Consider the following 20,696-nt stretch of genomic DNA (forward strand, 5'->3'; position numbering starts at 1 on the left):
TCGTCGAGGCACGATCCTGGTTTCCAGGGCCCGCTGACCGCATCGCGGGAAGGCGGGAGAAATCGCTCCCCCGATCGGGGGAGGCTGCCGGGGGGCTGCCCGGCGATACTGGCGCCCATGATCAGGGGAATTCGGCCGCTGCTGCGCGGCTCCACGTATGCGGGTGTGCTGTTCGCCTATTGCGGCGCGCTGGCGAGCCTTCCGCTGCTGCCTTTCGCCCTGTTGCCGGCGCTGTCGTGGCGATCCGCTTCGGAGAGCGTGCAGATCGTCCTGGTCCTGCTGGTCTGGGCGGTACTGGTCGGCGTGGTCGGCCTGGCGCGCCCCGTACGACGGGCGCTGGTCGTGTCGGCCCGCCGGCTGCTGCGGGTGCCGCTGCCGAATCCGGTGGCCGGTCGCCGGCCCTCCGGTTCACTCGGCCTCGACCGCTGGCGGACCCCGCTCTGGCTGGTGCTGCACGTGGCCGTCGGTTGGACGGGGGCGCTGGCGAGCGGGGTGCTGTTCATCATGGGCCTCTCCCTGCCGGGGAACTGGCTCGGCGCCGAGGCGCGGGCGAGTCTGTTCGGCACGTCGGTCCGGGTGTCGGGCGGCTGGAGCTGGGTGGTGGCGGCCGTGTGCATCCTGCTGGCGGTAGCCATCTGCGTACTGGTGACGAAGGCCCTGCGGTGGGCGGCGCCACGGCTGCTGGGGCCGTCGGCGGCCGAACGGCTCGCGCTGGCCGCCGAGCGGGAACAGCTGCTGGCCGAACGCAACCGGATTGCCCACGAGTTGCACGACTCGATCGGGCACACGCTGACGGCGGCCACCATCCAGGCGGCGGTGGCGGGCGAGGCGCTCTCCGCCGACCCGGCGACGGCGCGGGCCGCCATGCGCAGCATCGAGGAGTCGACGCGGGCCGCGCTGGAGGACCTGGACTACGTGCTCGGAGTGCTGCGCGAGGAACAGTCGGGGACGGCGCCGACCCGGACCCTGGCCGACCTCCCCGAGCTGCTGGACCGCCTGCGGCACGCGGGCGCGGTGGTGGAACCGGAACTGTCGGGCGACCTGGCGCAGGTGCAGGGGACGCTCTCCCGGGCGGCGTACCGGATCCTCCAGGAGGGGCTGACGAACGCGCTGCGCCACGGAGCGGGCGGCCCGATCGTGGCCCGGGTGGCGGCCGGGCCGGGCGGACTGGATCTCACGGTGGTCAACCGGACCGGGGTACGGACGGACCCGGGCCCGGGGGTCTTCCCGACCTCCGGCCACGGTCTGCCCGGACTGGCCGAGCGCGTCCGGCTGCTGCACGGTGAGTTCCAGGCCGGCCCGGAGGGGACGCAGCACTGGCGGCTGGCCGTCCGGCTGCCGGTACGGGTGTCGGCGTGAGCGGATCCGACGCGGGCAAAGGCATGCCCCTCCGGCTGCCGGTACGGGTGTCGGCGTGAGCGGATCCGACGCGGGCAAAGGCATGCCCCTTCCCCCCGTCACCAGCCCCGCCGTCACCCTCCTGATCGCGGACGACGAGGAGGTGACCCGCAGCGGCCTGCGCATGCTGCTCGCCGCACAGCCGGGCATCACGGTGGTCGGCGAGGCCGCCGACGGCGTCGAGGCGGTCGAACGGGCGCAGAGCCTGCGGCCGGACGTGGTCCTGATGGACGTACGGATGCCGCGTCGCAACGGGATCGAGGCCACCCGCCAACTGCTGGCCGAAGCGGCCGACCCGCCGAAGGTCGTGGTGATCACCACCTTCGAGAACGACGGCTACGTCACCGCCGCCCTCAGCGCGGGCGCCAGCGGCTTCGTCCTCAAGCGCCTCCCGGTCCGTCAGATCGCTGAGGCGGTCCGGGTGGTGGCGGCGGGCGAAGCGGTCCTCTTCCCGGCCGCACTGGGCCGCATGGTCGCCGCCCGCCCACTGGGCTCCGCCGAGGCCCTGCCGCACGCCGCCCTGACCGGCCGGGAGGAGGAGGTGCTGCGCCTGATGGCCACCGGGCTCTCCAATCCGGAGATCGCGGAGTCCCTCACGGTGAGCCTGGAGACGGTCAAGACCCACGTCGGAAACGTGCTGACCAAGCTCGGCGCGCAGAACCGGACCCATGCGGTGGTGATCGCGTACGAGTCCGGCCTGGTGGTCCCGGGCTTCGCCGGCTGACCGGCTTCCGCCCCTCTGCGCGGTCGCCCGCAGGCTGCTCAGTACCGGCCGCGACGTAACTCCACAGCTACTCGTATCCTCCGCCCGGCCTCACCGGGCTGAACGAAGGCCCCGACCGGGAAACCTGTCCGGGCCTTCGTCGTCTCGTGGTGTGGGAGCCCGGCCACCCCGGACCGGCCATGCTCTGCCGGCAGGGCGTCAATGCTGCGAAGCATGGCGCGATCACCGGGCCTGCGGCCGGTCTCCTCAGCAGACCTCAGCAGAGTGAGGCCCCGCGGCGACCTCCTCCAGGCGGGCGAGGGCGGCCGGCGTTTCTGTCACGTCCCCGTGCGCGCTGTCGATGTGCAGGAGGTTGATCTGGACCTCCAGCGCCCACCAAGGGGCGTCGCAGCGCCCGGCCGACGCGCGCTGCAGGAGGGTGAACGCGAGCTCGACGCGGCAGAGCTGACGGGCCTCACCGACCCCCCGAGCCGGAAGAGCGCGAGTGCCAGGAGGTTGGCTGCCCGTGGGAGGTCCACGGGGGCGGCGTCCGGATCGGCGAGCAGGCCATGACACCGCGCATCAGGGCGAGTTCGTCCTCCAGAACCCGGCTGTCGTCGGCGAGGAACGCCAGGTGTCGCGGAGCAGTCGGTGCGTTCAACTCAGCGGCCAGGGCTCAGTGGGGAAATCGGAGTCGAGCGGCATGCCGTCGGCCCTGGTCCGAGGAGTGCCGCAGACCATAACAAAGGTGGCGAACTCTGAGCCTGGGTCGAGCCCGAGCGCCTGATCGACCAAGTCGTCCTGGAAGGCGCCGGTGATAGCAGCACCCAGACCCAGTGCGGTAGCCGTCATGGACACCACCTGTGCCACGTGGCCGACATCCTGCATGAGGAAACGATAGGCCCGTGCATGCCGGTACTTCCAGGACATCCGCTCAGCCACTGCGACGGTGATCAGGGCAAAGCTGCCTGTGGTGAAAAATCCCTGCCGCGACGTCAGCCCTTCCCAGGATTCCCGGTCGACTCGGGCATCGACGGGGAGGAGGCCGTGGCGGATCGCGTCATACCGGTAGAGGCCGGGTGAGACGTCCTGGACGTCGAAGACGGCCACGTAGGCGTCAGTCTCGTGCCGAGCGCCGCCCGTGGCCGCGGCCCGCAACTGGGTGACGCCCAGATCGCCGCAGTCGGAGAACCGGAGCGGGGCGAAGGAGTAGTGGAGCAATGTCGCGAGGGCGTCGAGCGACACCGGCTGATCCGTGAAGGTGCGATGGGTGCGCCGTTGTTCCAGCACGTCCTGGAAAGACATGGTCATCGGCTGGCGAACCCGGGGAAGCAGGAGCACCGGAGTCTCCGGGCCGGGGTGTGCGTAACCGCTCGGCCGGGGCCGGGTGTGCAACTCGCTCCGGAAGTCCCTGACCTCCTCCTCCGGGAGGAAGGCCACGTTCCTGGTGCGCTGGTGGAACCACCAAGCGACGGGCCCCCAGGCATCCCACGGGCTCGGGGCCGCCGGAACGGGTTCGTCGTCCGCCTTGACCAGAAAGCCCAGCGCGAGCAGCTGCTCCACCGCTGCCCGTAGGGAGGACGTGGTGCCGGACTCAGCCTCGGGGACAGACAGCGGGGTCCGCGCACTGATCAGGAGCTCGGCGGTTTCGGGCCCTACCCGGAGCCGGGCGGGCACCAGCGGGCTCGATACCTGGATCCCGGTGGCATCGGGTTGGATGAACAGCGGGTTTACCGCGCGAACCAGCATTCAGAGCTCCATTGTCGACTGAGGGATCGAAAACCCGACGCTCCGGCCGGTGGGTTGCAGCCCCATCCTGCGGGCGCCCAGGGAGAGCCGCTGGGGCAGATTGGCCTTCATGGAGGGGCAGGCGATCTCCCCGTCGCTCCAGCGCTTCGGGCAGTGACCGCCGCAGACCGGCAGCAGCCAGCACTTGGAGCACTGCACGGCCCCGTCACCCACGCGCTGCGCCCAGTCGTGGAACTGCCCGGCCGGCCGGAGTGCACTCTTTGCGAGGGACGTGAACGGGATGAGCGTCGCGTGCTCCTCGTGCTCCCAGGGCGACGGCACGAATGCTTCGACTGTCACCGGGGCTCCCGCCAGATCTGCGCATCAGGGCGGCTCGGGGCCGGTACCAGCCCCGCGCCGCAGTGCTGATGACGGTTGGTCAGCAGGGGTTGTTCTTGTTCAGCTGCAGGAGGAACTCGTCGTCGATGTCGATGACCTCGATCAGGAAGGTGTCCTGGTCCTGGCTGTTGGTCCGGTCTGCAGTGATCTCGGTGTGCATGGCCAGCCTCCTTGGTTTCTCGGTGCAAGGCCACCCGAGTGGTGGACCTGGCCAGAGTCAACTCGGTGGCGCGTGTTGGGGGCAACCCCTCACGAGTCCCCTCTCGTATCCTCCGCCGGTGCCTCATCGGGCACAACGTGGAAGGGAAATGCCATCCGCTGTCGTCTGCCATCGCCTTGCCCCGGGCCCTCGCGCCGACCGGGGCCGCTTTCCGCAACGATCGTGTCCAGATTTGGCCATGCCCAAGGTCGGATAGGCCCATGGAGGCAAAGCGCCCGCCAATCCTGTGTGCTGAACTCGTTAAGGTCCTTTCTGGCGGCCGCTCCCCGACGTACTACTCGAAGTCTTGTACGTATCTGAACGGGGGAAGCGGGATGAGTGGGCAGTTCGGTGTCGATCCCACGGCGCTGACGGATCTGGCGGGCACATTCGACCGGGAAGCGAAGGAACTGGCCACCCCGATCCATGCGTTCGCGGCGACATCGTCGGAGGTCGGAGAGGCCTTTGGCGTCCTCGGTGCCTGCGACGGCGCGATGGAGAAGTACCAGAAGCTGCTGAGCAGCACCATCAAGGCGCTGGGGCGCCTTCCCGAGGTGCTCACCAGCGACGCTGACCGGCTGCGGATCAACGCCTCCCACTACAAGGACGCGGACCAGGTCGCCCTCGGCCACCTGCAGTCCGTGACCCGGCGCCGGGAGGCGTGACGTGAGCATCAACAGCTGGATCGACGGCAAGGTCCTGGAGATCCTTGAGGCATTCGGCGTGGATCTCCCCGGCGGCAACGGCGACACGCTCCGCTCGATCGCCCGTGGTTGGGACTCCATGGGCACCGAATTGAGCAAGGTCGTACGGGCCATCGACTACGCCGTCGACGGTGTCGACAAGCAGGGCTGGCACGGTGCGGCCCGCGATGCCTTCGAGAAGCACTGGCAGGACCAGAAGAAGACCATTACCGACGCCGCGACCAACTTCCACCATGTCGCAGGCGGGTTGCGGGAATTCGCCGACGAGATCGACAAGATCAACGAAGAGATCATCGACATCTGCGTCGAGATCGCCGAGATGGAGGTGCTCGGTGCCACGCTGTCCGTCTTCACCGGCTTCCTCTCCGACCTCGTCGCCAATACGGCCGTGGCCGCGAAGGTCGCCAAGATCGTGGACCTGGTCAAGCTGTTCACCTCGGCGGCCGAGAAGGTGGCGGCCCTGCTGGAGCGCTTCGCCGGGGTGAGCGCCGAAACTGCGGCGACAGTGGAGAAGATGCTCTCTGCGGTGGCCCGGTTCAGCGCCAAGTTCCTCACGAAGGGTGCGGAGAGCTTCGCCACGAACTTCGTCGCCGACTCGGGCAGCCAGATGCTCAACCAGGCTCTCACCGGGCAACCGGTGACGGTGGGTGTCGATTTCGACACCGCCAGCAAGGAAGCTTTGGGCACGGCAGCGTTCACAGCGGGCGGAGCAGGCACCCACCTGCCAGGCGCTGTCGGCAGGATGCTCAGAGGCGAAGGCCGGGCGGGCAACGCCGTCAATGGTGCGCTCGGCAACATCGCGGGCGGCGCTACCGCGGACGTGTGGAACGACAAGGACGGCGAGACCATCGCATGGGACGCCGGGACGAACGCCGTCACCGGTGCCCTCGGGAACACTGCCGGCGACGGCGCCTTCCGGCACATGGAGGAACACGGCAGCCTCGGCGGCGAGAACCTCAGTGATCGGGGTAAGTTCGCCGACGCGGCGCACAAGAGCGCCTTCGGCACCGGCCTCAACACGACGATCTACGCAGGGGGCGCCGGAATCGAGTCGGATATGCAAGACCTGGCCAAGGAAGCCCAGAAGGGGGACGAGTGACCTGTGCCCGGTGAGCCCGGCGGCGTGATCCTGGCGGGGGTCGCGCACAGCAACCCGAATGTCCCCCCCGATTGGCCCGGCTTCTTCATGGTGGTCCTCGGGATCTTCGGGTGCCCGATCGTCTATGCCGGTGTCGCCCTGACCATCGCCCTCTTGCGTGTCAACGGCGAGAAGAACTGGGCCAACTACGTGATCGGGCCGGTGATTCTCCTCGTCGGCCTCGCCATCACCGTCGCTGGTTTCGGCTTCGGCTTCCGGCTGCTGTGACGTGGCGCATCGCCAGGGGGTGTCCGGCCCGGACGAAGCGGCCCCCTCGGGCGCCCCGCGCAGCGGAAGCGCGGCCGGCCCCGGCGGTATGGCGTGGCTCGTGGATCCGCCCGGGACGGACGCCGCTGTGTCCGCCCCGGGCTCTGGCGGGGTGCTTCCTTCCGTTCGTGCTCAGCCGGTGAAAGCTTTGGCGAACTCGTTCGTTGCCTTTCCGGTGCTGGAACAGGTCGCCATCGCCTTGGAGTTCACGCCTTGCGGGCAGGCCTTGTCGCGGGTGACCGACCACATCGAGAGCCGGCCGAGCCCCTTGTCCTCGGCGAACTTCTTGAGTTCGGCCGCGTCGTCGGGCCTGAAGACCTCGCCCTTGACGTCGTTCACGCCGATCATCGGCGTGACCGCGACGGTCTTCCAGGCTCGGGCCTCGTCCCGGATGCCCAGCGCCGCCTTGACCTGTTTGTGGGTGGCGGTGGCGGCTGCGATGGCGTACCTGCCCATGTCGCCGTCGTAGTAGGTGCCGTAGTCCATGGCCATGATGTTCACGGCGGAGATCCGGGCGCCGTTTTTCCTGGCGCTCTCCAACGCCGCGACGGCGTGCCGGTTCAGGCCCGAAGGGAGCACCGGGAGGGTGAAGGAGACGTCCAGACCGGTGCGCTGCTGCTGGAGCCGGGCGAGCGCACGGGCGCGGAGGTCGTTGGCCTTGGTGTCGGTCAGGGCGGGGCCCTCGATGTCGAAGTCGACCTTCGTCGCGTCGTAGGCGTCGATGACCTTGCGGTACGCGTTCACCAGTTTGTCCACCGAGCCACAGACCCTGGCCAGTTCGTTGCCGCTCTGTCCGCCGAAGGAGATCCGCACGTCGCCACCCTTGGCGCGCAGCGCGTCCGCCTGCCGCGCCACCGGGTTGTCGCCCAGCTCCTGCCTGCCGCCCCACTTGGGTACGCAGCCGCCTCCCGGGGAGACGAAGGCCAGGTTGTACTCCTTCACTCCGGTCTCCTCGGCGCCTTTGAGGAGGTCGTAGGAGGGCGTGAGCGAGGTGTCCACGTACGGCGAGAAGGCGCGTGATTCCGCAGAAGGGCCGGCAGAGGGGGCGGGGGAAGAGGCGTCGCCCTTGGGTTGCGAGGTCCTCACCGGGCCCGGAGTCCCGGGCCCCTTCTGTTCCCCGGTCGAGCAGCCGGCGAGCAATGAGGCCGCCATCGCGGCGGCCGCCGCGATGGCGGCCGGCGGCAGCTTGCGGCTGTTCCGGGAAAGGCGCACTTCTGCGGGGTTCGTCATTGCGGGGCTGCCTCCAGGGGTGGGGGGCGGGCAGTGGTGTGTGTGGGGGCGGGCAGTGGTGTGTGTGGGGGCGGGCAGTGGTGTGGTGGAGGGGCAGTGGTGCGGCAGGTTCAGCGTGTGGGGCAGGTGTTCTGCGATGTGTCGCAAGGGAAGAGGGCGACACCGGCTCGGTCGATCAGCATGTTGCGTACCGGGGCGGAGGACAAGGGCCGCAAGAGGGGAGGGGAGGGACCCGGCAGGGGAACATGCCAGGTCGGGGCCTTTGCCGCGGGCAGCGGGGCGCCGGCGGGCGTCCGCAGGAGTCGGAAAGATCACATCAAGTAGCGTGCGGCGGCGGGCTGTTGGGACGACCCTTTGGCCGACGCCCCGTTCTGCAAAGCCGCGCGGGGCTCTCCGGCACGGGGCGCCATGGCCCGTGTGAGCAGCACGAGAGCGGGTGGTCGCGCATTGCCCGGGGTCGGTGACGGGACTGTTCTGCTGCCTGGTGCGTTCACCGCCAGGCCTCTGCGTGCCTCAGCCGTCGGCTCGTGGTCGTCGGCTCGTGGTCATGGGCCCGTGGTCGTGGGCCCATGGTCGTCGGCTCGTGACCGTGGGCCCGTGGCCGTCGGCTCGTGACCGTGGGCCCGTGGCCGTCGGCTCGTGACCGTCGGCTCGTGACCTGGGCTCGTGGCCGTCGGCTCGTAGCCGTCGTTACCGTGTGGAGGCGGCGGGCGGTGGGACGGATTCGCCCGACTCCTCGTGCTGGACGGCCGCTTCCACGGCTTCGGGTGGCATGGCCAGCCGTACGGCGGTGTAGTGCACGACGAGGCTGAAGACGATCACGATGACCAGGTCCCACCAGGCGGGGAGCGCGCGGGTCCCGCCGTAGCGGCCGAAACGGCCGATGAGGATCATGCCGGCGAGCCAGGGCCACACCCAGACGGCCGACCTGGCGCGCAGTCCGCTGCGTTCGGCCGCGGGGACTCCGCGGCGGGTGAGCGCGAGCACCGCGAAGCCGAGCAGGGCGGCGATGCCGAGCTTCCAGTCCGCCTCGTAGCCGGACCAGTAGAAGATCAAGTTGGCGAAGACGAAGCCGGCGGGCGCCAGTACCGTTCCGGCGGGCAGCCGGTAGGGGCGGTTGCGGCTGCCGTCCCGTACGCGCAGGGCGTGCAGTGCCACCGGCGCGAACGCGTACATGATGGCCGCCGCCGAGGTGACCAGGCCCACCAGCGCCTGCCAGCTGGGAAACGGCAGGAACGCGATCTCGCCGACCACGAAGGCGAGGAGGATCGAGACCACGGGTACGCGGCTGCGGCCGACCTGGGTGAGGGCCTTGGGCAGCACCCGCTCCCGGCCCATGGCGTAGGAGAGGCGCGCGGCACCGGCCATGTAGACCAGGCCGGTGCCGGCCGGGGAGATGACCGCGTCGACGTAGAGGACGGTCGCCAGCCAGCCGGCTCCGACGGCGGTGGCGAGGGTGGCGTACGGCCCGAAATTGCCCTTGCCCACCGGGTTGGCCCAGCCGTTGGCCACGGCCGTGGGATCCAGGGCGGCGATAAAGGCGATCTGCAGCAGGAGGTAGAGCGCGGTACCGACCGCCATGGCCACGATCACCGCCCGGGAGACATCGCGCTGGGGATCGCGCGCCTCACCCGCCAGCTGGATGGCCTGCTCGAAGCCCAGCAACGCGAACACCACACCGGCGGGCAGGGCCGCGAAGACGCCGTGCGCCCCGTGGGGTGCGAAGCCGCCGCCCGCGGTGAAGTTCGAGCCGTGGAAGGCCAGGGTCATCAAGACCACCACGGTCAGCAGGGGTACGGCCGTCTTCACCACCGCGGTGACCGAGTTGATCCCGGACAGCAGCCGTACGCCGAGCACGTTGATGATCGTGAAGAGCAGCATGAAGCAGCTCGCGATCACCAGGCCGGCCACCGTGAGAGTGCCGTTGGGGTGCAGGACGTGCACCCGGTCGTGGACCCAGCCGATGCGGTCCATGTACGAGAGCGTGGCCTCGACCTCGATCGGCGAGATCAGGACCGACCGCAGCCAGGACATCCAGCCCGCGGTGAAGCCGACCAGCGGGCCGAAGGCGAAGAAGGGGAACCGGGCGGTGCCGCCCGCGATCGGGTACGTGGCGCCCAGCTCCGCGTGAGCCAGCGCGAGCACGGCCAGCATCGTCGCCGCGAGCACCCAGGAGACCAGCGACGCCGGGCCGGCGATGACTGCGGTGGTCAGGGCGCCCAGCAGCCAGCCGGAGCCGATGATCGATCCCAGGGAGATGAACATCAGTCCCCAGAAACCGACCGCCCGGTGGAGGTGGTGGGCTCCGGCGGTGCCGGCACTCCCCGCTGCGGATGTCTCGCTCACGCGCGCTCCTGGTTCACGGGACCATCTTGGTCCCGGGAAGCGGGCCAGGCGCGCATACGCCTTGCGTGTCGCCGCGTGTACTGAGAGTGAGTGGGGTGATGCCGCCACTACGGGGTCCCTTCGGTGCCGGGACCGGGAGTGGGAGTGGGAGCGGGACCTGGAGTGGGAGCGGGACCTGGAGTGGGAGCGGGACCGGGAGTGAGGCCGGGGCCAGGACCGGGAGTGGGGCCGCGTACGGCGTGCGCGTAGGGCCTACGGCGTTCCGTACGGCGTACGGCAGGCCTCTTGGGGGTGCGGGCACCAGCCTCGGCTACCGGCTACCGCCAGTGACTGCCCGACGGGCGGGCAAGGGGGTGCTCGGCGCCGTTGCGGGGCGGCGGGTGGGTGTGGAAGAGGGTGGAGTACAGGCCGTTCCGGGCGAGGAGTTGGGCGTGCTTGCCCGACTCCACCAGACGTCCCCCGTCCAGGACCAGGATGCGGTCGGCGTCCGTGGCGAGGTCCAGATCGTGGGTGATCACGAGGGTGGTGCGGCCTTCGGCGAGGCGCCGCAGCGGGGCGATGATGCGCTGGGTGGCCAGGGTGTCCAGGCCGGTGGTGGGCTCGTCGAGGATGAGTACGGGGGCGTTGCGCAGCATGGCGCGGGCGATCGCGATGCGCTGCAGCTGGCCGCCGGAGAGCCGGGAGGTGCCGGGGGCGATGACGGTGTCGTAGCCCTCGGGGAGTGCGTCGATGAATACCTCGGCGTCGGCGGCCTGCGCGGCGCGGACGACGTCGGGGTGGGTCACGCCGTCGCGTCCGCAGGCGATGTTCTCCTCCACGGTGTCGTGCAGGACGAGGGTGTCCTGGGGCAGCAGCGTGATGTTCCGGCGGAGCTGGGCGAGCGGCAGCCGGTTCACGGGGATGCCGTCCAGGCGGATGCTGCCGGTGTCGGGGTCGTAGAACCTCAGCAGCAGGGCGGCCAGGGTCGACTTGCCCGCGCCGCTGGGACCGGTGATGACCACCAGTTCCCCGGGCACCGCGGTGAACGAGAAGTCATGGAGCACCTCCTCCTTGCCGCCCGGGTAGCGGAAGCCGACCCGGCACGCTTCCACCGCGCCGACAGCGCGGCTCGGCGCCGCAACGACGGCCGAGGGCTCCGGGTCGGTGACGGCGGGCGGGGCGTCGAGGATCTCCAGCAGCCGTTCGGCCCCGGCGGTGGCTTCGGTGACCGTCAGTCCGAGCTGGCCGAGGTCGCGGATCGGCGGGTAGAGGTAGCCGACGAACGCGGCGAAGGCCAGGAGCTGCCCCAGCGTCATCCGCCCCGCGGAGATCTCCCACGCGCCCAGGCCGATGATCGCCAGGACACAGAACGTTTCGAGGACCTCGACCAGCTGGCCGTACAGCTCGTTGAGGCGGGCGCTGGTGACCGAGGCCCGCAGCCAGCTGTGTGCCTCGCGCCGGAGCCGCTCCTGTTCGTCGCGCTGCCGGTTGTAGGCCTGGGTCAGGACGACATTGACCAGCCCCTCCTCGACCACCGAGGTGATGGCGCCGTCCGCCGCCCGCTGCCGGCGGGACACCTCCTTGACCCGGCCGGTGAAACGGCTGGTGGCGAGCCAGAACAGCGGGGCCAGGGCGAAGGTGGCGAGTGCCAGGTCCCAGCGCAGCCAGAGCGCCGCTCCGGCGTAGAAGATGACGCCGAACCCTGCCGTGGCCGCCTGGACGAGGCCGGAGACCACGAGCTGTTCGATGGCGTCGACGTCGCCGGTCAGCCGCTCGACCAGGTCGCCGCGGCGGTTGCGCTGGAAGAAGTGCGGCGGCAGCGTCTGGAGGTGGGCGAAGATCCGGGCCCGTAGCCGCATCACGAAGCGTTCGGCCGTCCACGCGGCGAGGGAGTTGCCCAGATACCCCACGATCGCGCCGGCGACGGCCACGCCGAGCCACACCCCGGCCGGCGCCCAGAAGGCGCTGACCGAGCCCTTCTGCAGGGCGTTGTCGGTGAGTTGGGCGAAGACCAGGATGGCCACGGTCTCCGCGAGTGCGGCGAAGACGGCGCTCAGACAGACGAGGGCGATCCAGCGGCGGTCGCCCCGGGTCAGTGGCCAAAAGCGCCGTACGGCCTCCTGGAAGCCCACGCGCCGGGTGCGGATCGAGGTGTCCGCGATGAGCCCCCGGAACACCCGGTCCATGGCGGGGTCCGGGGGCGGCGGCGAGGTCGCCCGCGCATCGGCAGCGGCCGGAGCGGTGGAAGCGTCGGCGGCCCGGCCCGGCAGGCCGGAAGTCCGTTCAACGGGCGGCGGTTCGACGCCTCGTTGAGGCGACGCTTCGGGGCGCTCTCGGCGCCGGCGTGAGCTGCGCAGGTGCATGGTCGCTACGTCACCTCGTCGTTGCTCGGGACGTCATCTCGTCGCTGCTACGGGCGGTGGAGCGGGACCACGTGGCACGGCCCACCAAACCGACGAGGCGGACCCGCGGGGTACGCGAGCCTGCCTCGAACTCAGAGGTTTGCGTCAGTAGCCACGTCCGCGGCCACGTCCGCGGCCATTCCCGCGACCCCTGCGGTCACGGTCGCGGTCGCGACGGTCACGGTCATGGTCGTGGCGGTCGTGGTCGCGCCTACGCCTTGTGGGGAAGACCTTGCGGAAGCTCATTCTCGCCTCCCAGTTGATTTTTCCTTGTGGTCGAGCCGTACCGGCTACGACAACTCCCAAGCTACGACGCTCACCTGCCTCCAACAAGGAAAATTGCGTGAAAATTCAGACATAAGCCAATATTCTTCTCAATCGTGTCGGGGAGTGGTGAGTGGTGACCCTCCGGATACCTTTCGGACGGAGCCTGCGTGCCAGCTCTGCGGACGGACAGGCGCCGGCAAACAGGCACGGGGATCTGCCGCAGTCGCCCCTTCGGGGGAGCGCCCCGGTCCGCTCGTGGCGCCGGCGCCCCGCCGGAGTGCGCCGAATCGGCGCTGACCGGTATGCCGGCACCGCCCCGCCGGGTGTTCCGCGGGCGGGTCAGGTGGCGCTGAGCGCCACCGTCGGGTGCAGCCGCGAGGCGCGTACGGCCGGGTAGAGGCCCGCGATGACGCCGATGACCAGGGTGGCGCCCAGGCCCCCGGCCAGTGACCAGGGTGGTACGACGGCGGTCCACCCCTGGGCGTGTGCGAAGGCGGCCGTGGCGGCGGCGCCCAGTGCCGCGCCCGCCAGCCCGCCGAGCGCCGACAACAGCAGGGACTCGGTGAGGAATTGGACCCGGATCGAGCCCCGTGTCGCGCCGAGGGCGCGGCGCAGACCGATCTCCTGGCGGCGCTCCAGCACCGAGATCACCATGGTGTTCGCCACGCCCACACCCCCGACGAGCAGCGCCACCGCCCCCAGGCCCAGCATCAGGCTGGTCAGCCCCTTGTCGGTGGCGGCCTTGGCCGCCAGCGCATCGGACGGACGGGAGACCCGCACCGAGCCTTCGTCGCCGGGACTGACCGTACGGGCCAGGACGTCCCGGACCGCCTCCACCGAGGCGTCCGTGGAGCGCTCGAAGACGGTGGTCGGGTGGCCGTCGAAGCCCAAGTAGCGCTCGGCGGAGGAGTATCCGACCAGGGCGATACGGTCCAGGGTCGGCACCAGCTCGATGGGGGCGAGGATTCCCGTGACGACGTACCACCGGTCGTTCAGCAGGATCTTTGCGCCGGGTGCGCTGATCCCGAGGCGGTCGGCGGCCACCGAGCCCAGCACGACGGTGGGCAGCCGTTCGTCGGCGCGGTTCAGCCACCGCCCCTGGCTCGTCCGGGCGTTGAGGGCGTCGAGCAGGTCGGGGCGGGCGGCCTGGACCGTGACGCCGGCCGCCAGCTCCTCCGGTACGGCATCGCTGCGGCGCACCCGGGCGTCGACCGCGCCGGTGGCGGTGGCGTGCTGGACCGGGCCGATCCGCTCGACCATCGACACGGCGTTCTTGGGGAGTTTGACGTCGTTGCCGAGGGCGTCCTTGCCCGCCTCGGCGGTGAGCAGGTTGGTGCCGAGCCGGTCCATGCGGGCGAGCAGGTCGGCGCGGCTGGAGGTGGACAGCCCGATGACCGCCACCATCGTGGCGATGCCGATCGCGATGCCGAGTGCGGACAGCACGACACGGGTACGGCGGCTGCGCAGGCCCTCGGCGCCGACCCGCAGCACATCGGCCGGGGAGAGCCGGGCCGCCCGGAGTGCGGGGCCGCTCATCGGGTCACCTCCTCGGTGGGCTCGGTGGGCTCGGTGGGCTCGGTGGGCTCGGTGGGCTCGGTGGGCTCGGTGGGCTCGGCGAGGGAGCCGGGCGCGGCCGCAGCGGCACCGGAGTCGTCGACGATCTCGCCGTCGCGGAAGCGGATACGGCGGGGCAGCGAGTCGGCGATGTCGTTGTCGTGGGTGATGACACAGACGGTCGTGCCGGCCGCATGGAGTGTGCGGATGAGGTTCATGACCAGCTCACCGGAGGCGGTGTCCAGCGCGCCGGTCGGCTCGTCGGCGAGCAGCAGATCGGGGTCGCCGACCAGCGCGCGGGCGATGGCCACCCGCTGCTTTTCGCCGCCCGACAGCTGGTGGGCCAGGTGGCCGATGCGGTGTCCGAGCCCCACTTCCTCCAGGGCCGTACGGGCGCGGGCGCGGCGCTCACGCAGGCTCGTTCCGCCGTACAGCAGGCCGTCCGCGACATTGTCCTGCGCGCTGCGGCCGGGGGCGAGAGGGAAGTGCTGGAAGACGAAGCCGATGTGCCGGGCGCGCAGCGCGGAGAGCTGGGCGTCGGACAGCCGGCTGACGTCGTGCCCGGCCACCCGGACCTCGCCCGAGGTGGCCCGGTCCAGGGTGCCGAGCAGGTTGAGCAGGGTGGATTTGCCGGAGCCGGACGGGCCGACGATGGCGACGAGTTCACCGCGGGCGACCCGGAGGTCGACGCCCCGCAGGGCGTGCACCCCGCCCGGGTACGCCTTGGCGGCCGCCCGCAGTTCGATCACGGCTGGGGTCATTGCTCGGCCGCTCCGACCTTCATACCCTCGGCCAGACCGGAACCGCTGACCTCGATCCGGCCGTCGGCCGTCAGACCGGTCTCGACCCGCACCATGCGCGTCTTGGCGCCCTGGACCAGCTCCAGCCCGTAGCCGCCCTCGCGCAGTGCGACGATCGCTTCGACCGGAACCGTCAGCACGTTCTTGCGGCTTTCACTGACGAACTTGACGCTGAGGGTGGCCTGCCGGTCCTCCGCCCGGAGCTTGGCGCCGCGGTCGAGCGTGATGTCGACCTCGATGCCGTCGCCCTTGGACGAGCCACCGGATCCGGCGGCCCCGCCCTCGGCGGAATCGGAGCCCTCGGGGGCCGCCACGCCGCTGACCTTGCCGTGCTGGGTGCCGCCACCGGGCATGGCGATCTCCACCTTGGTGCCGTTGGCGGCCAGCGCCCGGTCGGCCGCGTCGAGCGAGGCCCGTACGACCGGCTTGGTGGAGGCGACGGTCAGGACCTTTTTGTCCGGGCCGATGCTGTCGGCGAGGGCGGCGTCGGCGGACACCACCCGCACGGGGCCGCGCTGGAAGACGACGTCCCCCCGGCCGACCTCGCCGTCGGGGGTCATATCGAGGGACCTCTGCCATGCCTTGACGGCGGCCTCGGTCGCCGCGTCATAGCGGACGTCCACATACAGCCCCGCCCCGAAGCCCAGGTCTCGGAGGTTGCGCTCCAGTTGGAGGACGTCCGGGCCGCGGCTGCCGGTCTTCATCGTGCGGAACATCGGTGTCGGGCCGTAGAGGAGGACCACCGGCCGGGCGTCACGCTCGTACAGGGGCTGCCCGAGCGACACGGTCTTCCCGGGCTGGGCGGCCTTGGTGATCGTGCCCTCCACGGGGGACTTCACCGCCCGGCGCTGCGCGTAGTCCAGGTGCCCGTCGACGGTCTTGCTCTGGACGAGGTCGGTGCGGGTGATCTCGGTCGTGGTGGGCGGCCCCTTCGGCTTGCGGCCGTCGGCCGAGGCGTCCTGGCCGGTGGTGGTGAGGAGCATGACGCCGGCGGTCAGCGCGGTCGCGGTGGCCGCGGCCGCCAGGGCGACGAGCCCCCGGCGGCGCTTTGGTGCGGAGCTCACTGCATGCCGTCCAGTCCGTCGAGGAGCTTGTCCTTGCAGGCCTGTTCGGCCTGCTGGTAGGCGGGCGAGTCCCGCCCGATCTCGGGCGAGGCGGGGTTCGGGTCTCCGCCGGGGATGACATTGCCGTCCTTCAGCTCCGGATTGGTGAACTTCGATACGCCATGGGCACGCATGCACTTGGCGTGCGCGAGCATCGACTCGTAGTCCTTCTGGGTGTCGCGGGGCGGCTCCAGGCTCATGGCCTTCCGCATCTCGGACACACAAGCGCCGCCCCGGCCGGCCTTGGCGACGTCGTCGTTGCCCATCTCGTCCTGGAGTTTGTTGATCTTCGTCCAGTCGAGATAGCCGCTCAGCTTGGGATCGGGGTAGTCCTTGCTGATTTTCTTGCGCATGCACTGGACGAACTTCATCTGTGCGTCGTAATACGCACTCTTGCCCTGGGCGCCACCGCCCTTGGACGAGTCGGCGCCGTCCTTGCCCTGGCCGGTGGCGGGCGCGTCGCTGACGGAGGCAACCCCTTCGCCGGACGACGCGGCGCCGCCGCAGGCGGTGGTCAGGGCGAGGGCGGGGACGGCGATCAGCAGCGCGAGGCGCGCGGTACGGGACCGGGACCGGGAGCATGTGTTCTGCGTCATGCGGCCAATGTCGGGGCCGCACTTGGTGGTCGTTCCATGGCCGCATGATGAGAACGTAACAATGCCGCGGGACCGCGCTTTCGCCCTGTGGATAACTCCTGAGCTGCACAAACCCTCGCCCATAATCGGCGGCATGCCGCATGTGCTGCTGATCGAGGACGACATGTCCGTACGCGACGGAATGGAGCTGGTGCTGCGCCGGCACGGCCATGAGGTCGACGGCGTCGCCACCGGTGAAGCCGGCCTGGAGCTGCTGTCCCGCCCGCGCGGTGGCGGCATCGAGATCGCGGTGGTCGATCTGATGCTGCCCGGGATCGACGGCTTCGAGGTCTGCCGCCGCATCCGCGGCCGGAGCCAGCTGCCGATCATCATGCTCACCTCCCGCGGCGACGATCTGGACGTGGTCAGCGGGCTGGAGGCGGGCGCCGACGACTATGTGGTCAAGCCGATCACCGGCCGGGTGCTGGAGGCCCGCATCCGGGCCGCGCTGCGGCGGGCCGGTCCCGCGACCCGTACGGACACCGCCGACTTCGCCGGGCTCGTCATCGACCGGGCCGGTCTGACCGTCACCAAGCGCGGCGCCCCCGTCCCCCTCCCGCCCACCGAGCTGCGGCTGCTGCTGGAGCTGTCGGCCGCCCCCGGCCGGGTCTTCAGCCGGGAACAGCTCCTTCAGCTCGTCTGGGAGCACGACTTCCTGGGCGACTCCCGGCTGGTGGACGCGGCGGTGGGACGGCTGCGCGCCAAGCTGGAGGATCTCCCCGCCAAGCCGCGCTACATCCAGACGGTGCGCGGCTTCGGCTACCGCTTCGGGCCGCTGTGAGCGCGCGATGAGGATCACGAAGCGGGCCACGGAAGGGACCACGAGGGCGAGCACGGAAGGAAACACGGAAAGGAGCACGGGGAGGACCGCGGCCCGGTCCGCTCCGGGGGCGGCCGCGAGAAGCGCGCTGCGGGCCCGTATGCGGCTCTCCCGCCTTGACGGGCTTCGCGGGCGGCTGATCATCACCGTCGTCGTGGTCGCCCTGATCACTGCGGTCACCGCCACCGGACTGGCGTACCGGGAATCGCGGGACGCGGTCCTCAAGCGGGCCCGGAACGCCGCCGTCGAAGACTTCCGCAACCGCGTCGAGCGGCTCGCGACGGAGCTCGATGTGCCCACCGACCCCCGGTCCATGGCCCGGTTCGCCACCGATGTCTCGTCCGGTCTGCGCGGCTCACTGGTCGTCGTCCGGTACCGCGACTACACCGCCTCCTCCGACCCGTCCGCGGACCGCACCCGGATCACTCCCGAACTGCGCACGGCCGTGCGCACCCGCACCCGGGTCTCGCTCCAGCGGGTGGCGTACGGCGGGAAGCCCTGGCTGGTCCTCGGCGCCCCGGTCGGCCTGGACGCACCGGCCGGTCGCGGCGGCTCCGGGCAGCTGTCCGGAGTCGAGATCTTCGCGGTCGTCTCGCTGGCGGAGGAGGAGCGCGACACCGCCGACCTGGTGCGCACGGTGCAGACGGGCCTGGTGCCCGTGGTGCTGCTGGCCGCCCTCCTGGCGCTGCTCGCGGCCCGTACGGTGCTGCGGCCGGTGCGCCGGCTGGCGCGGGCCACCCGCCGGCTGGCCGCCGGCGAGCTGAGCATCCGGGTCGAGGAGAAGGGCCGCGACGAACTCGCCGAACTCGCCCACACCTTCAACGAAACGGCCGGCGCGCTGGAGCACACCGTCGGGGAGCTGCGCGAACAGGAGGCCCTGGCCCGCCGCTTCGTCGCCGATGTCTCCCATGAGCTGCGCACCCCGCTCGCCGCCATGACCATGGTCTCCAGCGTCCTGGAGGAGGACGCCGGTCAGCTCACCCCCGACACCGCGCATGCGGCCCGTACGGTCAGCGCCGAAACCGCCAAGCTGGCCCGGCTGGTCGACGACCTCATCGAGATATCCCGCTTCGACGCCCGCGCCGTGGCACTGACGGTGCACGAACTGGATGTGGCCGAGGCGGTGCGCGGCACGCTCGCGGCCCGCGGCTGGACCGACCGGGTCACGGCCGATCTGCCCCCGGGCATACGGGCCCGGCTCGACCGCCGCCGGCTCGACGTCATCGTCGCCAATCTCGTCGGCAACGCCCTGCGGCACGGCGCGCCGCCGGTGACCGTCACGGTGCGGACGGCAAACGGCCGGCTGACCGTCTCGGTCGCCGACCACGGCCCCGGCCTGTCCCCCGACGTCGCCCGTCATGTCTTCGACCGCTTCTACAAGGCCGACAGCGCCCGCACCCGCTCCGAGGGCAGCGGCCTGGGGATGGCCATCGCCCTGGAGAACGCCCGTCTGCACGGCGGCACCATCGCGCTCGCGCCCCCGGCGCCGGGCGTCGGCGCGGTCTTCACCCTCCGCCTCCCCCTCCGTACGGAATCCGCCTCATGAAGCGTTCCCGCACCGCCGTCGCCGGCTGTCTGCTGGCCCTCGCCGCCGCGGGCTGCGGCATCCGTCCCACCGGCGTCACGGACGGCGGCACCGCCCCGTCCGGGATCTCGCAGGGCATGCGGATCTACTTCGCCTCCGACAGCGGACCACGCGGGGTGCCGCGGCCCGGGGCGACGATCGACCAGCTCGACGACGCTTTCAAGCTGTTGGCCGGCGGCCCGACGGCGGCCGAGCGGGCCGACGGGCTGGGGAATCTCATCCCCGCGGAGAAGGGCTTCACCGCCACCTCCCGCCGTGGCAGTGTCACCGTCGACGCGCCCGGATACGCCGCCGCCTCGCCGCAGGATCCCGCCACCGGCCAGCTGGTCTGCACCCTCGCCCGCGCCGAGGTCCTCCTCCACGGCACCCGCCCGGACAAGGTCCAGGTGACCATCGCCGGGGCGGACGGGCGCGCCGGGCCGTATCAGTGCCAGCAGTTCCTGCCGCGCTGAGCGCCCCTCCCCCGGGTCACCCCTGGTCCGGGCCTACCGGCGAGAGCCGGTAGGTGTCGCCCTCGGCGACGACCCGGCCTGCCGTGGGCGGCGGGAAGTGGCTGCCCAGGAGCAGGGTGTCGGTGCCGGCGAGCGAGGCGAGCAGGGCGCGGCGGGTGTGCGTGGCCTGCGCGGGGTCGATGTCCACGCAGCTGGAGATGCCGGGGCGCGACAGCTGGACCGGGTGGTGGATGCAGTCGCCGGTGATCAGGGCCGTCTGCCCGGCGCTGCGCAGCTCCACGGCGAACTGGCCGGGCGTGTGTCCGGGGGTGGGCAGGAGGCGGACGCCGGGCACGATTTCGGTGCCCTCGCCGGGCACCTCGACCAGGTCGAACAGTCCGGCGTCGCGGACGGGGTGGATGGAATCGCGGAACATCTGGCGGCGGGCCTCGTCCACCTCCGCTCCCGACCAGTGGTCCCACTCCGTACGGGACGTGAGGTAGCGGGCGCGGGGGAAGGTGGGTATCCAGTCGCCTTGGTCGGCGCGGGTGTTCCAGCCGACGTGGTCGGTGTGCAGATGGGTGAGGAGGACCAGGTCCACCGTCTCGGGAGCGAAGCCGGCCGCCGTCAGATGCCGGAGGTAGTCGCTGTCCAGGCGGTCCCAGGCGGGGTTGGTCCGGGGTTTGCCATTGCCGATTCCGGTGTCGACGAGGAGGCGCAGTCCCTCCACCTCCAGCGCGAAGCTGTGCGTGGCCAGGCGCAGGGCGCCCTCCTGGTCGGCGAAATCCGGCCGCAGCCAAGGGGCCTGGTCCACCACCTCAGGACCGGCCTCGGGCAGCAGCCATCGCCCGGTCTGCGCGGGGAGCGCCATCTCGTCGATACGGCGCACGGTGATCTCGCCCACCGTCCAGGCGGGGGCGGCGTCCCTGACGGCATCCATGAGCTGTCCTCTCACGAACCAAAGGCGAAGTGTTTGCGTTAAGCTCACACTACCTCACCCTCCGCACT

The 20,696-nt window shown here is 71.1% G+C and carries 18 protein-coding genes; 8 read left to right on the forward strand and 10 right to left on the reverse strand.

Features of this window, described 5'->3' with window-relative positions; translation table 11 throughout:
• The first annotated feature begins 117 nt into the window (after positions 1-117).
• Both ACWGJY_RS03755 and ACWGJY_RS03760 read left to right on the forward strand, forming a co-directional pair.
• A complete protein-coding gene (locus tag ACWGJY_RS03755; protein WP_453259157.1) occupies positions 118-1,359 on the forward strand; it encodes a sensor histidine kinase in 1,242 nt (413 codons plus the stop codon).
• Positions 1,360-1,441: 82 nt separating this feature from the next.
• Positions 1,442-2,122, forward strand: a complete 681-nt coding sequence (locus ACWGJY_RS03760; protein WP_030989748.1) for a response regulator transcription factor — start codon at positions 1,442-1,444, stop codon at positions 2,120-2,122.
• A gap of 636 nt (positions 2,123-2,758) precedes the next feature.
• On the opposite strand, the gene ACWGJY_RS03765 is transcribed toward ACWGJY_RS03760, so the two are convergent.
• Both ACWGJY_RS03765 and ACWGJY_RS03770 read right to left on the reverse strand, forming a co-directional pair.
• Positions 2,759-3,664 (reverse strand): SagB/ThcOx family dehydrogenase, encoded by a 906-nt coding sequence (locus ACWGJY_RS03765; RefSeq protein ID WP_453259158.1) that lies wholly within the window; start codon positions 3,662-3,664, stop codon positions 2,759-2,761.
• Positions 3,665-3,850: 186 nt separating this feature from the next.
• The gene (locus ACWGJY_RS03770; protein WP_453259159.1) at positions 3,851-4,189 is read right to left on the reverse strand and encodes an SPASM domain-containing protein; all 339 of its coding nucleotides are present in this window, start codon (positions 4,187-4,189) and stop codon (positions 3,851-3,853) included.
• A 573-nt stretch (positions 4,190-4,762) separates the two neighbouring features.
• Here ACWGJY_RS03770 and ACWGJY_RS03775 point away from each other — a divergent pair.
• From ACWGJY_RS03775 to ACWGJY_RS03785, 3 genes are read left to right on the forward strand one after another with little or no spacing between them, the layout of a single operon-like run.
• Entirely contained in the window at positions 4,763-5,092 is a 330-nt protein-coding gene (locus tag ACWGJY_RS03775) for a type VII secretion target (RefSeq protein WP_453259160.1), read from the forward strand.
• A 1-nt stretch (position 5,093) separates the two neighbouring features.
• Positions 5,094-6,230 carry a WXG100-like domain-containing protein gene (locus tag ACWGJY_RS03780; protein WP_453259161.1) on the forward strand — a complete coding sequence of 379 codons (1,137 nt, stop codon included), beginning with the start codon at positions 5,094-5,096 and terminating at the stop codon, positions 6,228-6,230.
• Between the two features lie 3 nt (positions 6,231-6,233).
• A complete protein-coding gene (locus tag ACWGJY_RS03785) occupies positions 6,234-6,497 on the forward strand; it encodes a hypothetical protein (RefSeq protein ID WP_453259162.1) in 264 nt (87 codons plus the stop codon).
• 171 nt (positions 6,498-6,668) lie between these two features.
• On the opposite strand, the gene ACWGJY_RS03790 is transcribed toward ACWGJY_RS03785, so the two are convergent.
• From ACWGJY_RS03790 to ACWGJY_RS03820, 7 genes are all read right to left on the reverse strand, one after another.
• Complete coding sequence (locus tag ACWGJY_RS03790; RefSeq protein WP_453259163.1) at positions 6,669-7,766, reverse strand: chitinase; 1,098 nt, start codon at positions 7,764-7,766, stop codon at positions 6,669-6,671.
• Positions 7,767-8,456: 690 nt separating this feature from the next.
• Positions 8,457-10,112, reverse strand: coding sequence for an APC family permease (locus ACWGJY_RS03795; RefSeq protein WP_453259164.1), 1,656 nt, complete (start codon positions 10,110-10,112; stop codon positions 8,457-8,459).
• Between the two features lie 317 nt (positions 10,113-10,429).
• Complete coding sequence (locus tag ACWGJY_RS03800) at positions 10,430-12,277, reverse strand: ABC transporter ATP-binding protein (RefSeq protein ID WP_453259165.1); 1,848 nt, start codon at positions 12,275-12,277, stop codon at positions 10,430-10,432.
• A gap of 822 nt (positions 12,278-13,099) precedes the next feature.
• On the reverse strand, positions 13,100-14,296 hold the full coding sequence (locus ACWGJY_RS03805) for an ABC transporter permease (protein WP_453259166.1): 1,197 nt from the start codon (positions 14,294-14,296) through the stop codon (positions 13,100-13,102).
• Complete coding sequence (locus ACWGJY_RS03810; protein ID WP_453259167.1) at positions 14,293-15,075, reverse strand: ABC transporter ATP-binding protein; 783 nt, start codon at positions 15,073-15,075, stop codon at positions 14,293-14,295. Before ACWGJY_RS03810 ends, ACWGJY_RS03805 begins: the two co-directional genes overlap by 4 nt.
• Positions 15,072-16,178, reverse strand: a complete 1,107-nt coding sequence (locus ACWGJY_RS03815) for a peptidoglycan-binding protein (protein WP_453259168.1) — start codon at positions 16,176-16,178, stop codon at positions 15,072-15,074. Before ACWGJY_RS03815 ends, ACWGJY_RS03810 begins: the two co-directional genes overlap by 4 nt.
• Positions 16,175-16,813, reverse strand: coding sequence for a hypothetical protein (locus ACWGJY_RS03820; protein ID WP_453259169.1), 639 nt, complete (start codon positions 16,811-16,813; stop codon positions 16,175-16,177). The genes ACWGJY_RS03815 and ACWGJY_RS03820 overlap by 4 nt, the downstream gene beginning before the upstream one ends.
• A gap of 133 nt (positions 16,814-16,946) precedes the next feature.
• Here ACWGJY_RS03820 and ACWGJY_RS03825 point away from each other — a divergent pair, with 133 nt between their 5' ends.
• The 3 genes from ACWGJY_RS03825 to ACWGJY_RS03835 all read left to right on the forward strand — a co-directional run bounded on the left by ACWGJY_RS03825 (position 16,947) and on the right by ACWGJY_RS03835 (position 19,709).
• Complete coding sequence (locus tag ACWGJY_RS03825; protein WP_453259170.1) at positions 16,947-17,633, forward strand: winged helix-turn-helix domain-containing protein; 687 nt, start codon at positions 16,947-16,949, stop codon at positions 17,631-17,633.
• A gap of 139 nt (positions 17,634-17,772) precedes the next feature.
• Entirely contained in the window at positions 17,773-19,218 is a 1,446-nt protein-coding gene (locus tag ACWGJY_RS03830) for an ATP-binding protein (RefSeq protein ID WP_453259171.1), read from the forward strand.
• Positions 19,215-19,709: a GerMN domain-containing protein gene (locus ACWGJY_RS03835; protein ID WP_453259172.1), complete on the forward strand. Its 495-nt coding sequence runs from the start codon at positions 19,215-19,217 to the stop codon at positions 19,707-19,709. Before ACWGJY_RS03830 ends, ACWGJY_RS03835 begins: the two co-directional genes overlap by 4 nt.
• A gap of 16 nt (positions 19,710-19,725) precedes the next feature.
• On the opposite strand, the gene ACWGJY_RS03840 is transcribed toward ACWGJY_RS03835, so the two are convergent.
• Complete coding sequence (locus ACWGJY_RS03840) at positions 19,726-20,628, reverse strand: MBL fold metallo-hydrolase (protein ID WP_453259173.1); 903 nt, start codon at positions 20,626-20,628, stop codon at positions 19,726-19,728.
• Positions 20,629-20,696: the final 68 nt, after the last annotated feature.

The organism is Streptomyces sp. NPDC054765 (genome assembly GCF_053612065.1).